11 protein-coding genes and 1 pseudogene are annotated in these 15064 nt (G+C 73.0%); 9 read left to right on the forward strand and 3 right to left on the reverse strand.

From position 1 onward, the window contains the following. A complete protein-coding gene (locus tag AC0AIB_RS08290; RefSeq protein WP_328348630.1) occupies positions 1 to 939 on the reverse strand; it encodes a LysR family transcriptional regulator in 939 nt (312 codons plus the stop codon). 29 nt (positions 940 to 968) lie between these two features. Between AC0AIB_RS08290 and AC0AIB_RS08295 the strand changes: the two genes are divergently transcribed. The 7 genes and pseudogenes from AC0AIB_RS08295 to AC0AIB_RS08325 all read left to right on the forward strand — a co-directional run bounded on the left by AC0AIB_RS08295 (position 969) and on the right by AC0AIB_RS08325 (position 9026). Continuing rightward, positions 969 to 1700, forward strand: coding sequence for a succinate dehydrogenase cytochrome b subunit (locus AC0AIB_RS08295; protein ID WP_328348631.1), 732 nt, complete (start codon positions 969 to 971; stop codon positions 1698 to 1700). A gap of 1 nt (position 1701) precedes the next feature. Beyond that, on the forward strand, positions 1702 to 3639 hold the full coding sequence (locus AC0AIB_RS08300) for a fumarate reductase/succinate dehydrogenase flavoprotein subunit (protein WP_465096349.1): 1938 nt from the start codon (positions 1702 to 1704) through the stop codon (positions 3637 to 3639). Next, positions 3636 to 4397 (forward strand): succinate dehydrogenase/fumarate reductase iron-sulfur subunit, encoded by a 762-nt coding sequence (locus AC0AIB_RS08305; RefSeq protein WP_328348633.1) that lies wholly within the window; start codon positions 3636 to 3638, stop codon positions 4395 to 4397. The genes AC0AIB_RS08300 and AC0AIB_RS08305 overlap by 4 nt, the downstream gene beginning before the upstream one ends. Before the next feature lie 371 nt (positions 4398 to 4768). Further along, entirely contained in the window at positions 4769 to 5953 is a 1185-nt protein-coding gene (locus AC0AIB_RS08310) for a zinc-dependent alcohol dehydrogenase (protein ID WP_328348634.1), read from the forward strand. 11 nt (positions 5954 to 5964) lie between these two features. Next, positions 5965 to 6651: pseudogene (locus AC0AIB_RS08315) on the forward strand (SDR family NAD(P)-dependent oxidoreductase). Between the two features lie 108 nt (positions 6652 to 6759). Beyond that, positions 6760 to 7752 carry a serine hydrolase gene (locus tag AC0AIB_RS08320; protein ID WP_465096350.1) on the forward strand — a complete coding sequence of 331 codons (993 nt, stop codon included), beginning with the start codon at positions 6760 to 6762 and terminating at the stop codon, positions 7750 to 7752. Between the two features lie 128 nt (positions 7753 to 7880). After that, entirely contained in the window at positions 7881 to 9026 is a 1146-nt protein-coding gene (locus AC0AIB_RS08325) for an MBL fold metallo-hydrolase (RefSeq protein WP_328348636.1), read from the forward strand. Between the two features lie 24 nt (positions 9027 to 9050). Here the strand turns inward: AC0AIB_RS08325 and AC0AIB_RS08330 are convergent, their stop codons facing one another. Continuing rightward, positions 9051 to 10562, reverse strand: coding sequence for a deoxyguanosinetriphosphate triphosphohydrolase family protein (locus tag AC0AIB_RS08330; protein ID WP_328348637.1), 1512 nt, complete (start codon positions 10560 to 10562; stop codon positions 9051 to 9053). Positions 10563 to 10713: 151 nt separating this feature from the next. Between AC0AIB_RS08330 and AC0AIB_RS08335 the strand changes: the two genes are divergently transcribed. Together AC0AIB_RS08335 and AC0AIB_RS08340 are read left to right on the forward strand one after the other, a co-directional pair. After that, a complete protein-coding gene (locus AC0AIB_RS08335; protein ID WP_465096351.1) occupies positions 10714 to 13287 on the forward strand; it encodes a Tex family protein in 2574 nt (857 codons plus the stop codon). A 107-nt stretch (positions 13288 to 13394) separates the two neighbouring features. Then, entirely contained in the window at positions 13395 to 13829 is a 435-nt protein-coding gene (locus tag AC0AIB_RS08340; protein WP_328348639.1) for a hypothetical protein, read from the forward strand. On the opposite strand, the gene AC0AIB_RS08345 is transcribed toward AC0AIB_RS08340, so the two are convergent. Next, entirely contained in the window at positions 13773 to 15062 is a 1290-nt protein-coding gene (locus AC0AIB_RS08345; protein ID WP_328348640.1) for a glycosyltransferase family 4 protein, read from the reverse strand. The genes AC0AIB_RS08340 and AC0AIB_RS08345 overlap by 57 nt on opposite strands. Between the last annotated feature and the right edge of the window lie 2 nt (positions 15063 to 15064).

A 15064-nucleotide genomic window follows, 5' to 3' on the forward strand; every position in this document is an offset into this window, starting at 1 on the left:
TCACGCAAGTGGTTCCACCCCCGGCGGCAGCTCGCCGGTGGTGGTGGCCGCGTGCACGTAGTCGAGGAGGATGCGGCGCAGCTCCCGCCCGGCGTGGGTGGGTACGACGTCGCGGCGGCGGGCCACCGCGATGGTCCGGCGCACGCCGGGCGGGGCGAGCCGGGTGACCCGGACGCCGGGGCGGCGGCTGACCACGATGCCCGGCACCAGGGCGACGCCGAGCCCGGCCTCGACGAAGCTGAGCACCGCGTCCATCTCGCCGCCGTCGACCGAGAAGGTGGGCTCGAACCCGGCCTCCCGGCAGGCCTGGATGGTGGCGTCGCGCAGGTCGTAGCCCTCGCGGAACATCACGAGCGGTTGCCCGCGCAGGTCGGTGATCCGCAGCTCACCGCTGCCCGAGGCGGCGGGCAGCGGATCCACCGAGGCGACCACCAGGCTCTCCCGCAGGATCGGGTCGACCCGCAGCCCGGGGTCGGCGCCCTGGGCCGGCATGATGATCAGGGCGAGGTCGAGGTCGCCGCGCAGCAGGTCCCGGACCAGGTCCTGGGAGCCGCTCTCCTCGACCCGCAGGTCGACTGCGGGGTGGGCGTCGCGGAACCGGCGCAGCACCGGTGGGGCGAGCGAGGTGGCCAGGCTGGGGGTGGCACCGAGCCGGACCCGGCCCCGGCGCAGGCCGACCAGTTCCTGGACCTCCCGGGTGGCGGTGTCCACGTCGGCGAGGATGCGTTTGGCAAGCGGCAGCAGCACCTCACCGGCGGCGGTCAGGGTGATGTTTCCCCTTACCCGCTCGAACAGCGGGGCACCGAGGTCGGTCTCCAGGGCGTGAACTTGCTTACTCAACGACGGCTGGGTTATGCCGACGATGTCGGCGGCTTGGGTGAAATGTCGCACTTCGGCCACCGCGACGAAGTACCTCAGCTGATGGAGCTGCATCTTCATAGCTTACGGCTATCGAGACTGCGAGTTCGATGCATTGGACGACTGGTCGCAGGACTCCTAGCGTCGGTCAGGTGGTAATCACGAAAACTCGGTCGCCCATCCGCTCGAACGTCGGCCTGAAGGCCGTCATGGCGGTGACGGGCATCCTGCTGGTGCTGTTCCTCGTCGCCCACATGCTCGGCAACCTCAAGGTGTTCACCGGCGAGACCTCGTTCGACCACTACGCCCACTGGTTGCGCGACATCGGCAAGCCGCTGCTGCCGGGCGTGTGGTTCCTGTGGATCCTGCGCACCGCGCTGGTGGTCGCCGTCGTCGCGCACATCTGGGCGGCGACAGTGCTGGCCGTACGGGCCCGTGCCGCCCGCCCGGTGCGCTACGCCCACCGCAAGAAGGTCCAGGGCAGCTACGCCGCGCGCACCATGCGCTGGGGCGGGGTGATCATCCTGCTCTTCGTGATCTACCACATCCTGGACCTGACCACCGGCACCCTGAACCCGGTAGGCGACGCCAGCAACCCGTACGGCAACGTGGTCGCCGACTTCGCCCCGGAACGCTGGTACGTGACGCTCTTCTACACCCTGGCGATCGTCACCGTCGGCTTCCACCTGCGGCACGGCGTGTTCAGCGCGCTGCGCAGCCTCGGTCAGCAGACCCCCCGGGGTGAGCGCCGGGCCCGTACCGCCGCGCTGGTCTTCGCCGTCGTGCTCTGCGCCGGCTACCTGGTGGTCCCGTTCGCCGTACTCACCGGATTGGTGTCCTGACATGGAACTCTTCACCGAGGGCGACCCGGTCGCCGACACGAAGGCTCCCGACGGCCCTGTCGAGAAGCGCTGGGAGACCCGCCGCTTCGAGGCCAAGCTGGTCAACCCGGCGAACCGACGGAAGATGACGGTGATCGTGGTGGGCACCGGCCTCGCCGGTGGCTCCGCCGCCGCCACCCTCGCCGAGCAGGGCTACCGGGTCAGGAGCTACTGCTACCAGGACAGCCCGCGCCGGGCGCACTCGATCGCCGCGCAGGGGGGCATCAACGCCGCCAAGAACTACCGCAACGACGGTGACTCGGTGCACCGGCTCTTCTACGACACCGTCAAGGGCGGCGACTTCCGCTCCCGCGAGTCGAACGTGCACCGGCTCGCCGAGGTGTCCGTCAACATCATCGACCAGTGCGTCGCCCAGGGCGTACCGTTCGCCCGCGAGTACGGCGGACTGCTGGACACCCGGTCCTTCGGTGGCGCGCAGGTGCAGCGCACCTTCTACGCCCGGGGGCAGACCGGCCAGCAGCTGCTGCTCGGCGCGTACCAGGCGCTGGAGCGGCAGATCGGCCTGGGCAACGTCGAGATGCACACCAGGCACGAGATGCTGGAGCTGGTCGTCGTGGACGGCAAGGCGCGCGGCATCGTGGTGCGGGACATGGTCACCGGTGAGATCAGCACCGAGATGGCCGACGCGGTGGTGCTCGCCTCCGGCGGCTACGGCAACGTCTTCTACCTCTCCACAAACGCCAAGGGCTGCAACGTCACCGCCAGCTGGCGGGCGCACCGCAAGGGCGCGTACTTCGCCAACCCCTGCTACACCCAGATCCACCCGACCTGCATCCCGGTCTCCGGCGACCACCAGTCGAAGCTGACCCTGATGAGCGAGTCGCTGCGCAACGACGGCCGGGTCTGGGTGCCGCAGAACCAGGACGACGACCGCGCCCCCCGGGACATTCCGGAGGACGAGCGGGACTACTACCTGGAGCGGATCTACCCCTCCTTCGGCAACCTGGTCCCCCGGGACATCGCCTCCCGCGCCGCCAAGAACGTCTGCGACGAGGGCCGGGGCGTCGGGCCGACCAAGCTCGGCGTCTACCTCGACTTCGCCGACGCGATCGACCGGCTCGGCCGTAAGGCCATCGAGGCCAAGTACGGCAACCTGTTCGAGATGTACGAGCGGATCACCGGCGAGGATCCGTACCAGGTCCCGATGCGGATCTACCCGGCCGTGCACTACACGATGGGCGGTCTCTGGGTCGACTACGACCTCCAGTCGACCATCCCCGGCCTGTTCGTGATCGGCGAGGCGAACTTCTCCGACCACGGCGCGAACCGGCTCGGCGCGTCGGCGCTGATGCAGGGCCTGGCCGACGGGTACTTCGTGCTGCCCACCACGATCGCCCACTACCTGGCGTCCGGGCCGCTGGAGAAGATCGACGCCAGCCATCCGTCGGCGGTGCGGGCCCGGCGCGAGGTGGAGGACCGGATCGCCCGGCTGCTCGCCGTCGACGGTGACCGGACGGTGGACTCGTTCCACCGGGAGCTGGGCCAGATCATGTGGGAGCACTGCGGGATGGAGCGCTCCGAGGCCGGGCTGCGCAAGGCGATCGACGAGATCCGGGCGCTGCGGGAGCAGTTCTGGCAGCGGGTCCGGGTGCCGGGCGACGGCGAAGGGCTGAACCAGTCGCTGGAGAAGGCCGGCCGGGTCGCCGACTTCTTCGAGCTGGCCGAGCTGATGTGCGTCGACGCCCTGCACCGGGAGGAGTCCTGCGGCGGTCACTTCCGGGCCGAGCACCAGACCCCGGACGGCGAGGCGCAGCGCGACGACGACCGGTTCGCCTACGTGGCGGCCTGGGAGTACACCGGCACCGGTGAGCCGGCTGTGCTGCACAAGGAAGACCTGACCTTCGAGTACGTCCACCCCACGCAGCGGAGCTACAAGTGAACCTGACCCTGCGCATCTGGCGTCAGTCCGGCCCCCAGGACAAGGGGCGGATGGTGACCTACCCGGTCGACGACGTCTCCCCCGACATGTCGTTCCTGGAGATGCTGGACGTGCTCAACGAGCGGCTGATCCTCGCCGGGGAGGAGCCTGTCGCGTTCGACCACGACTGCCGCGAGGGCATCTGCGGCATGTGCGGACTCATGATCAACGGGGACGCGCACGGGCCGCAGCGCGGCACCACCGCCTGCCAGCTGCACATGCGGCAGTTCTCCGACGGCGAGACGATCGACATCGAGCCGTGGCGGGCCCGCGCCTTCCCGGTGATCAAGGACCTGGTGGTCGACCGGAACGCCTTCGACAAGATCATCGCGGCCGGTGGCTACATCACCGCGCCGACCGGCAGCGCCCCCGAGGCCCACGCCGCCCCGGTGGCCAAGGCCGACGCCGACGCCGCCTTCGAGTCGGCCGCCTGCATCGGCTGCGGCGCCTGCGTGGCAGCCTGCCCGAACGGCTCCGGAATGCTCTTCACCGCCGCCAAGGTCACCCAACTCTCGCTGCTGCCGCAGGGCCAGCCGGAGCGCTACACCCGGGTGATCGGCATGGTCGACGCGCACGACGAGGCCGGCTTCGGCGGTTGCACCAACGCGGGCGAGTGCACCGCGGTCTGCCCCAAGGGCATCCCGCTGAACACCATCGGCCGGCTCAACCGGGACTACCTCACCGCCACCGCCAGGCGCGGCGACACCCCGGGTTCCTGACCACACCGGCGGCCCCCGCCCGCCGTCGACCCACCGCCCGCCGCACCCCGACCCGGGGGGTGCGGCGGGCGTTCCGTCCCGGGAGTACGGCGGTCCCCCCGTCCCATCGCCCGCCGCCGCGCCCCACCCCACGCATCGCACCCCACGCCGCGCCCACTCACCGCGCCCCCCACATGCCGCGACCCACGCCGTCCCGTGCGCCCGCGCGCTCGATCCTGGATGTAGTGGCCTCACAGCGCACGGAGACCACTACAACGTGGATCGAGCACGATCAAGGCCCGGTGGGACGGGGACCTCGTCCGGCCTGCGGCGGGTTCAAGCGTCTCCGCTCGGGTAGCAGTCCCATGGACGGCACCGAGAGGGGAAGCGGCATGAAGGCACTCACCTGGCAGGGCAAGCGGGACGTACGGGTCGAGGAGGTCCCCGATCCGAGGATCGAGTCGCCGACGGACGCGATCGTCCGGATCACCTCGACCGCGATCTGCGGCTCCGACCTGCACCTGTACGAGGTGCTCGGGCCGTACCTGAAGCCCGGCGACATCCTCGGGCACGAGCCGATGGGCGTCGTCGAGGAGGTCGGCTCCGGGGTGACCCGGCTCAAGAAGGGCGACCGGGTGGTCGTCCCGTTCAACATCGCCTGCGGGCACTGCTGGATGTGCGAGCGGCAGCTGTTCGCCCAGTGCGAGACGACCCAGGTCACCGCCGAGGGCAAGGGCGCGTCGCTGTTCGGTTACACCTCGCTCTACGGCTCGGTCCCCGGCGGGCAGGCCGAGTACCTGCGGGTCCCGCAGGCCCAGTTCGGCCCGATCGTCATCCCGCAGGCCGGTGCCGACGAGCGTTACCTCTACCTCAGCGACATCCTGCCCACCGCCTGGCAGGCGGTGAAGTACGCGGACACCCCGCCCGGCGGCACCCTGGCCGTGTTCGGTCTCGGCCCGGTCGGGCAGTTCTGCGCCCGGATCGGCCGGCACCTCGGCGCGGGCCGGGTGATCGGCCTGGACCTGGTGCCGGAGCGGCTGGAGATGGCCCGCCGGCACGGCATCGAGACGCTTGACGTCAGCCAGCTCGACGACGTACCCGGCGCACTTGTCGACCTGGTCGACGGGCGCGGCCCGGACGCGGTGATCGACGCGGTCGGGATGGAGGCGCACGGCTCCGCAAGCGGCAAGCTGGCCCAGCACGCCGCCGGGCTGCTGCCGGACAAGCTGGCCGACAAGATGATCGACAAGGCCGGTGTGGACCGGTTGACAGTGCTCAAGGCCGCCCTCAAGGCGGTGCGGCGCGGCGGCACCGTCTCGATCTCCGGGGTCTACGGCGGCGAGGTGGACCCGATGCCGCTGATGGAGATGTTCGACCGGGGCATCCAACTGCGGATGGGGCAGTGCCACGTGCGGCGGTGGACCGACGAGATCCTGCCGCTGCTGGCCGGTGACGACGACCCGCTGGGCGTGGAGGACCTGCGTACCCACCGGATGCCGCTTGTCGACGCGCCGAAGGCGTACGAGATGTTCCAGAAGAAGGAGGACGGCTGCGTCAAGGTCGTGCTGGCACCGTGAGTCGGGTGGTGGTGGTCACCGGGGCCACCAGCGGCATCGGCCGCGCGGCGGCCCGGGAGTTCGCCGGGCGCGGGGACCGTCTGGTCCTCGCCGCCCGCACCCCCACCACCCTGGCCGACGTACGCCGGGAGTGCCTCGACGCCGGCGCGGACCGGGTACGCACGGCGCCCACCGACGTCACCGACCCGGCAGCGCTCGACTCCCTGGCCACCGCGGCGGTACGGGAGTTCGGCCGGATCGACGTGTGGGTGCACACCGCGGCGGTGATGGCGTAAGGCCGGTTCGAGGAGGTCCCGGCGGAGGTCTTCGACCAGGTGGTCCGCACCGACCTGCTCGGTGCGGCAGGCGTCGTCCGGGTGGCGTTGCGGCACTTCCGGGCGGCCGGTGGGGGCACCCTGATCCTCACCGGCTCGGTGCTCGGGCACGTCACCGCCCCGTACATGAGCGGCTACGTGACAAGCAAGTGGGGTTTGCAGGGACTGGTCCGCACCGTGCGGCAGGAGGCCCGGGACCTGCCCGGGGTGCACGTCTGCCTGGTCACCCCGGGAAGTGTGGACACGCCGGTCTACCAGCAGGCGGCGAACTACCCCGGTCGGGCGGGCCGGCCGCCGCTGCCGATCACCACCCCGACTGTGAAGGCGCTCGCGACGGGGGCGGCGATCGCGGCCGGTGACGCGGCACGGCGTCGGCGTCGGTGAGCGGGCACCCGGGAGGCGGTCCGCTCACCTAGAGTGGTGGCCCGGGGACAGTTCGGGGCCCCACTCGACGGGAGAGACGTGACCACCAGGGTGAACCGCAGGACCGCGTTGGGACTCGGAACGGCCGCCACCGCCGGGGCGGTGCTCGTCGGGGGCACACCGGCGTCGGGTGCCGTCCGGCCGGGCCGGTCCGCTGCCGCCGCCGCCAGCCCGGAACTCGTCGCCCCGAGGATCGCCGCGGCCTTCCAGCGGGAGAAGGCGCTGACCGGGGGCAACTGGCAGGTGCACCTCAGCCTGGAGAACGGTGCCACCCCGCTGGTCGCGGTCTCCGAGTCGGCCGACCGCCGGGTCGAGGCGTACAGCGTCAACAAGATCGCGGTGGCCGTCGCGGTGCTCGACAAGATCGACCGGGGGCTGCTCACCCTCGACCAGCGGGTCGAGGTGGCCGCCTCGACCGTGGTGCCCGGTGGGGACGGCATCTTCGTCCTGGACACCGCCTACCCCAGCTCGGTGACGCTGGGGCACGTGCTGGCCAACCTGCTCACCGTCTCCGACGACACCGCCTCGCGGCTCTGCGGCCTGGTCTGCCCGGCCGCCGAGATCAACCGGATCCTGGTCGGCAAGGGCTTCCCCGACACCCAGGTGCAGCCGCTGTCCAACCCGAACCGCTTCTACCTCGGCACCAGCACCGCCCGGGAGATGCACGCGCTGCTGCGCGCCCTGGTCGCCGGCACGCTGCTCTCGCCGTCGTCGACCGCTCTCGTGCTCAAGCTGCTGCGCTCCCCGGTCGCCTTCACCGACGGCATCCGGCGCACCATGTCCTCGGCGGAACGGGCCCGGGTGGCCACCAAGGCGGGCTGGTTCGTCGACGCCCGGCACGAGGCCGGCGTGGTGTTCGACACCTCCGGGGCGGCCGTGCTGACGTACGTGCTCTTCGCCGACGGTCAGGCCGATCGGGACAACTTCGGCGCCACCCACCCGGTGGTGCAGGCCCGGGCCCGGCTCGGCCGGTTCATCCTGGACGCCACCGCGCAGCTGACCGGTGCCACCGACGCGCCCCGGCACCGGGTCGCCCGGCAGCGGCCCAGCAACGGCGGCTGACCGTCCGGTCGCCACCCGGCCGGTCGCCCGCCGGTCGCCGTCGTCGGGCGGAGCACGGGGCAACGTGGGCGGACGGGTCCGCTGGTGACTACCGTGTACCGCGGGACACCGGCGAGGGGGACGAGAGCATGCGGGAACCAGCGGAGCGAACGGTCGAGCGGACGTCCGGCGGGCGGCTGTGGCAGGTGGCGGGGCTGGCCGCGATCGCCGGGCTGGCGTGGGCGGCACGGGACGTGCCGGCGGCGCTGGGCGGCCGGCTGACCGGGGCACGCGCCGAGCGGGCGGCCCGCTCCGCGCAGTTCCGCGACGGCACCTTCCACAACCGGGTCGCCACCCGGACGATGCCCGGCGGCGATCCCGACCGCAGCCTGCTCCGGGAGCTGCTCTTCGGCCAGCAGCGCCGCCGGCCGACCGCCCCGGTCCCGTTGCTGCGGCCCACCGCGGCCCCGACGACAGGCGTCGACCGTGAGCTGAACATCGTCTGGTACGGCCACGCCTCGGCGCTTGTCGAGATCGAGGGGCAGCGGGTGCTGATCGACCCGGTATGGAGCGACCGCTGCTCGCCGTCCGCCGCGATCGGGCCGAAGCGGCTGCACGAGCCCCCGGTACGCCTCGACGAACTGCCCACCGTCGACGCGATCCTGATCTCCCACGACCACTACGACCACCTCGACATGACCACCGTCCGGGAGCTGGTCCGGCGGCAGTCGGCACCGTTCCTGGTGCCGCTCGGCGTCGGCGCGCACCTCGACCGGTGGGGGGTGCCCGCCGACCGGATCATCGAGCTGGACTGGTCGGAGGGGCACCGGGTCGGTGGTCTGGAGATCACCGCCACCGCCGCCCAGCACTTCTCCGGCCGGGGGCTGCGCCGCGACGGCACGCTGTGGAGCTCCTGGGTGGTCGCCGGCGCGCACCGACGGGTCTTCTACACCGGCGACTCGGGCTACTTCGACGGGTACGCCGAGATCGGCGCCGCGCACGGGCCGTTCGACGCGACGCTGATGCAGATCGGCGCGTACGACCGGGCCTGGCCGGGCATCCACATGTTCCCGGAGGAGGCGGTCACCGCCCACCTGGAGCTGCGCGGCGGCCTCTTCGTCCCGGTGCACTGGGCGACGTTCAACCTGGCCCTGCACGACTGGTCCGAGCCGGTGGACCGGCTCTGGGCCGAGGCCAAGGCCCGCGACGTCCGGCTGGCGGTGCCCCGGCCCGGCGAGCGGGTGGTGGTGGACGACCCGCCGCCGGTCGACGGCTGGTGGCAGACCATCGCCTGACCGGAGGGTTCCTGTCGCCGCCTGTCAGAGGACGAAGGCGTCGGTCCAGAGGGCGCCGGAGCGACCGGACAGGACGTCCAGCATCGCCACCGCCTGGCCGTCGGTGAGCTGGGCGACGAAGTCGACGATGGCCCGGCCCCGGGCCCGGCCGATCCGGTCCGGGGTACGCGGGTGCAGCTCCGCCTCGGCCAGCTCCACCAGGTCGGGCAGCCGGCGCGGCAGCCGGGACTCCTCCTCCGGGTCGAGCAGCCACTCCCAGAGCGACTCGACCAGGGTGCCCAGCAGCCGGGCCTGGCCCCGCTGGTGCAGGGCCAGGTCGGGGCGGGCCAGCACGAACCGGTGGTGGACGAACTTGAGCACCTGCACCTCGTGCCACTGGGCCTTGGCCAGCAGCACGTGACCGGAACGCACGTCCGGGACGGCGGTCACCGTGATCGCGTCGACCAGCCGGGTGGTCCACCGGGCCGAGAACCGGGCCACGTACTGCTCGGCCTCGATCGAACCGTCGAAGGGCAGCGCCAGCAGCCCGTCCACCAGTTCCTCGCGGACGTGCTCGACGGCGGCGGCGAACGCGTCGTCGTCGGCGATCCAGGCGTCCTTACGGTGCAGTTGCCGGCGCAGCGCCTCGATCGCCGAGCCGGGGCGGCGGGCGGCACCGGCCAGCGCGGCGTCGGTGACCGCCCGCAGGTGCCCGCCCTCGCGCTGCCAGGCCATCAGTTCGGCGGCGACGGTGCCCTGCTGGAGCACCCCCACCCGGTAGAAGTCCTCCACGTCGTGGATGGCGTACGCGATGTCGTCGGCGGTGTCCATCACCGACGCCTCGACGGTCTGCTGCCACTCGGCGATCCGCCCGGCGAACGGCGCGCGGGCCTGCCGCAGGTCGGCAAGCTCCGTGCCGTACGCGCCGAACTTCAGCGAGCCGCTGTCCGGGTCGTCCGGCGGGGCGGCGGCACCCCGGGGGGCGGGACGCAGGTGCCGGGGGTGCGGGGCGGGGTGGTCCAGCCGGGTCCACGGGTATTTCAGCATCGCCGCCCGGACGGCGGCGGTCAGGTCGAGACCGGTGGTGGCCGCGCCCCGGATCTCGGTGCTGGTGACGATCCGGTACGACTGGGCGTTTCCCTCGAACCCGTCGGCCAGCCCGAGCCGCTGCCGGGCCAACCGGTCGAGCACCCGCTCCCCCAGGTGCCCGAACGGCGGGTGACCGAGGTCGTGGGCGAGGGCGGCGGCCTCCACCACGTCCGGGTCGCAGCCGCCCAGTTTCTCCAGCAGGTCCCGGTGCGTCGGGTCGGCGGTCAGCCGCTCGGCGATCGCCCTGGCCACCTGGGCCACCTTGAGGCTGTGGGTGAGCCGGTTGTGCACCAGCAGCCCGGAGCCGACCGGGCTGATCACCTGGGTCACCCCGCCGAGCCGGGCGAAGAAGGGTGAGGCGACGATCCGGTCCCGGTCGGCCCGGAACGGGCTGGTGGCCAGATCGCCGAGGGCTCGGGCACTGCCGCCGAAGAGCCGACGGGCACGCGGATCCGCAGGTTGTTCCATGATCGCCACGCTAGCGCAGCCGGCCGACCGGCAACGGCGGCTCGGCGCCGGTGGGGCCGGACTGGCGTTCGGCACGGGCGGGGGTCACCAACGGTGTCGGCCCGGGGCGGCAGAATACGACCGGAACCCGAAGCGAAGGCGGAGCGACATCGTGACCCAGTCAGTCCATCAGCGGATCGCCGAGGAGCTCGGCGTGGCCGAGCGCCAGGTGCGGGCGGCCGTCGAGCTGCTCGACGGCGGCGCGACCGTGCCGTTCATCGCCCGCTACCGCAAGGAGGCCACCGGCCTGCTCGACGACGCCCAACTGCGCACCCTGGAGGAGCGGCTGCGCTACCTGCGCGAGCTGGACGAGCGGCGGGCCGCGGTGCTGGAGTCGATCCGTAGCCAGGGCAAACTGGACGAGACGCTGGAAGCGCAGATCATGGCGGCCGACTCGAAGTCCCGGCTGGAGGACATCTACCTGCCCTACAAGCCCAAGCGGCGGACCAGGGCGCAGATCGCCCGGGAGGCCGGGCTGGAGCCGCTTGCCGACGCGCTGCTGGGTGACCCGACCCGGGAGCCGAAGGAGACGGCCGCCGGGTTCGTCGACGCCGGGCGCGGGGTGGTCGATGCCGCCGCCGCGCTGGAGGGCGCGCGGGCCATCCTGATCGAGCGGTTCGCCGAGGACGCCGACCTGATCGGCACGCTGCGCGAGCAGATGTGGTCGCGGGGCCGGCTGGTCTCCCGGGTACGCGACGGGCAACAGGCCGCCGGCGCGAAGTTCGCCGACTACTTCGACTTCGCCGAGCCGTACCCGAAGCTGCCCTCGCACCGGATCCTGGCGATGTTCCGGGGCGAGAAGGAGGGCGTGCTCGACCTCACCATGGCTCCCGACGCCGAGGAGGACCCGGACGCCCCGCCCACCGGCCCCACCCGCTACGAGGCGGCCGTCGCCGGCCGGTTCGGCGTCACCGACGCGGGCCGCCCCGCCGACAGGTGGCTGGCCGACACGGTGCGCTGGGCCTGGCGTACCCGGATCCTGATCCACCTCGGTGCCGACCTGCGGATGCGGTTGTGGCAGGCGGCCGAGGAGGAGGCGGTCCGGGTCTTCGCCACCAACCTGCGCGACCTGCTGCTCGCCGCCCCCGCCGGCAGCCGCACCACCATGGGTCTCGACCCGGGCCTGCGTACCGGGGTGAAGGTGGCGGTGGTGGACGCCACCGGCAAGGTGGTCGCCACCGACACGATCTACCCGCACGAGCCGCGCCGGCAGTGGGACGCCTCGATCGACACGCTGGCCAGGCTGGCCGGGGCGCACGGGGTGGAGCTGGTCGCGATCGGCAACGGCACCGCCAGCCGGGAGACCGACAAGCTCGCCGCCGACCTGATCACGCGGCATCCGCAGCTCGGCCTGACCAAGGTGATGGTCTCCGAGGCCGGCGCGTCGGTCTACTCCGCCTCCGCGTACGCCTCGCAGGAGCTGCCCACGTTGGACGTGTCGCTGCGCGGCGCGGTCTCCATCGCCCGCCGCCTCCAGGACCCGCTGGCCGAGCTGGTCAAGATCGACCCGCGCTCGATCGGCGTCGGCCAGTACCAGCACGACCTGTCCGAGGTGAAGCTGTCCCGGTCGCTGGACGCGGTGGTGGAGGACTGCGTCAACGGGGTCGGGGTGGACGTCAACACCGCCTCCGCTCCCCTGCTGACCCGGGTCTCCGGCATCGGCGCCGGCCTGGCGGAGAACATCGTGCTGCACCGGGACGCCAACGGGCCGTTCCGCACCCGCGCCGAGCTGAAGAAGGTGGCCCGGCTCGGCCCGAAGGCGTTCGAGCAGTGCGCCGGCTTCCTGCGCATCCCCGGTGGCACCGATCCGCTCGACTCGTCAAGCGTGCACCCGGAGGCGTACCCGGTGGTGCGCCGGATCCTGGCCAGCACCGGGCAGGACCTGCGTTCGTTGATCGGGAGGTCGACGATCCTGCGCGGGCTGCGGGCCACCGACTTCGTCGACGACACCTTCGGCCTGCCCACCGTCACCGACATCCTCGCCGAGCTGGAGAAGCCCGGCCGGGACCCGCGACCGGAGTTCCGCACCGCCACCTTCGTCGAGGGGGTGGAGAAGATCAGCGACCTGACCCCCGGGATGCTGCTGGAGGGCGTGGTCACCAACGTGGCCGCGTTCGGCGCGTTCGTCGACGTGGGCGTGCACCAGGACGGGCTGGTGCACGTCTCGGCGATGTCGCACACCTTCGTCAAGGACCCGCGCGACGTGGTGAAGTCCGGTGACGTGGTCCGGGTCAAGGTGCTCGACATCGACGTGCCGCGCAAGCGGATCTCGTTGACCCTGCGGTTGGACGACGAGGCGGCGGCGGGGGCACGCCGGGCCGACGTCGACCGGCCGCACCGGGGCGAACCGGGCCGGGCCGGCCAGGGCCGCGGCGACCGAGGTCAGGGCGGCCAAGGTCAGGGCGGCCAAGGTCAGGGCGGCCAAGGTCAGGGCGGCCAAGGTCAGGGCGGCCAAGGTCAGGGCGGCCAGGGTCAGGGCGGCCAGGGCCAGGGCGGGCAGGGGCGGAGCGGGCAGGGAGGGAGCGGGCAGGGGCGGAGCGGTCAGGGACGCGGCGGTCAAGGTCAGCCCGGACAGGGCCAGGGTGGTCAGGGGCGCGGCGGACAGGGACGCCAGGGGCGCGGCAGCGGTGGGCCGCCCGCCGACAGCGCGATGGCCGACGCCCTCCGGCGGGCCGGCCTGCTCTGAGGCCGGCCCGCCGGAGGGCTGGTCGGCTGCCTACTGTCCACGGTCGACCTGCCGACCGCCGTGGCCCGGGGCGGCGACGGCGGCGGTGACCGGCGTACCGTCGGGTGATGGTCACGGACGACGGCGCGGACTGGCGCGAGACGCGACGGCACGCGGTGCAGGCGCACGCCGCCGCCGACGAGCGGCGGCGTGCGGCGGAGCAGGCGGAGGCGACGGAGTTGGTCGACGCGTTCGTCGCCGAGGCACGACAGCGGGGGCTCGCCACCACCCGCCTCGTCGCCGTGTCCTACGACGGGCGGCACCGCTACCGGACCGGGCTGCACGGTTGGTACGTCGACCGGGCCCGGCACCGGGCGGTCGACGTGTCGGGGCGGTTCCACCTGTTGACCGTGCCGGCCAGCCTGCGCGCGCTGCTGTTCGGCGCCACGCCGGAGCCGTCCCCGCCGCCGCTGGTGATCGGCCGTGGTGGCCGTGACGGGGAGTCGCTACCGCTGGAGGTGCTCCTGCGCCGCCGGCTCAGCGCGGGCGACGACTGGCCCTGACCGGCCGTCGGCCACCATCTCGTGCAGGGTCCGCTCGACCCGGTCGGCACCGGCGGCCACGGAGAAGACCCGGTCGTAGTGCGCCCGGCCGGCCTGACCGAGCAGTTCCAGCTTCTCCCGGCCCAGGTCGCAGACCTCCCGCAGGGCGTCGGCGATCGAGTCGGGGTCACCGGGTCGGGCGGTGATCCCCGCACCGCTGTCGCGTGCCACGGCGGCGGCGTCGCCCTCCGCGGCGACCAGGAGCGCGCGCCCGGCGGCGAGGGTCGCCTGCACCTTGCTCGGCATCGTGTACGCGGACATGCCGCCGGGCCGCAGGCTCACGTAGTGGACGTCCCCGGTGGCCATCAGCGCGGGCATCCGGTCCCGGGGCAGCTGCCCGAGGAACCGGACGTTCGTCGCCCCCACCGCCCCGGCCCGATGACGCAGCCGCTCCTCGGTGGTGCCGGAGCCGGCGATCAGGCAGACCAGTCGGGGGTCGCCGGTGCGGGCGCAGGCGTCGATCAGCGAGTCGAGCCCCTGTGCCTCGCCGAGCGCGCCCGCGTACACCAGCACCACCTGGTCGGTGCGCAGCCCGAGTTCGGCGCGCAGGTCGGCGGCGCGGACACCCAGCGTCTCGTCCGCCCACACCGGGATGTGCACGAGTTTCTCCCGGGGCACCCCCCGGCCGGCGAGCAGATCGGCGGCACCCGGTGAGACGTGGGCGACCCGGGCCGCGCTGCGGTACATCGCGCCGCACCAGGCGGCCATCCCCCGCTCGACCGTCCGCGACACCCGACCGGTGCCGAGGAAGCCGCTCGCCACCACGCTGTCCGGCCACAGGTCCAGCACGTGCAGCAGCACCGGCACCCGGTGCACGTACCGGGTGAACCACATCGGCAGGGCGACGCTGATCGGCGAGTTGCCGACCCAGAGGGCATCCAGGCCCCGCAGCGCCGGGGCGCCGGAGACCAGCGCGGAGACGGCGAAGGACCCGTAGTTCGCCACCCGACGCGGCGCGGAGCGGTCGTGGCTGGGATAGAGGGCCACCCGGCGGACCCGGAGCGGGCCGTCGGTCTCGTCGAGGCGGCGGGCCAGCCGGTAGCCGGGTGCCAGCCGACCGGTCGGGTAGTTCGGGAAACCAGTGAGCACCCGGACCTCGTGTCCCCGGTCGGCGAGGGCGCGGGCGAGCATCCCGGGCAGGGCCGCCGGGCCCGGCTCCGGGTCGAACCACTGGGTGAGCAGGCCGATCCGCATCG

This window comes from Micromonospora sp. DSM 43699 (assembly GCF_055517075.1).

Excerpts from the sequence above, each read along its gene's own strand:
- AC0AIB_RS08300 (WP_465096349.1), top strand. The coding sequence starts at position 1,702 with ATGGAACTCTTCACCGAGGGCGACCCGGTCGCCGACACGAAGGCTCCC.
- AC0AIB_RS08295 (WP_328348631.1), top strand. The coding sequence starts at position 969 with ATGCATTGGACGACTGGTCGCAGGACTCCTAGCGTCGGTCAGGTGGTA.
- AC0AIB_RS08290 (WP_328348630.1), bottom strand. The coding sequence starts at position 939 with ATGAAGATGCAGCTCCATCAGCTGAGGTACTTCGTCGCGGTGGCCGAA.
- AC0AIB_RS08345 (WP_328348640.1), bottom strand. The coding sequence starts at position 15,062 with ATGCGGATCGGCCTGCTCACCCAGTGGTTCGACCCGGAGCCGGGCCCG.
- AC0AIB_RS08325 (WP_328348636.1), top strand. The coding sequence starts at position 7,881 with ATGCGGGAACCAGCGGAGCGAACGGTCGAGCGGACGTCCGGCGGGCGG.
- AC0AIB_RS08340 (WP_328348639.1), top strand. The coding sequence starts at position 13,395 with ATGGTCACGGACGACGGCGCGGACTGGCGCGAGACGCGACGGCACGCG.
- AC0AIB_RS08310 (WP_328348634.1), top strand. The coding sequence starts at position 4,769 with ATGAAGGCACTCACCTGGCAGGGCAAGCGGGACGTACGGGTCGAGGAG.
- AC0AIB_RS08330 (WP_328348637.1), bottom strand. The coding sequence starts at position 10,562 with ATGGAACAACCTGCGGATCCGCGTGCCCGTCGGCTCTTCGGCGGCAGT.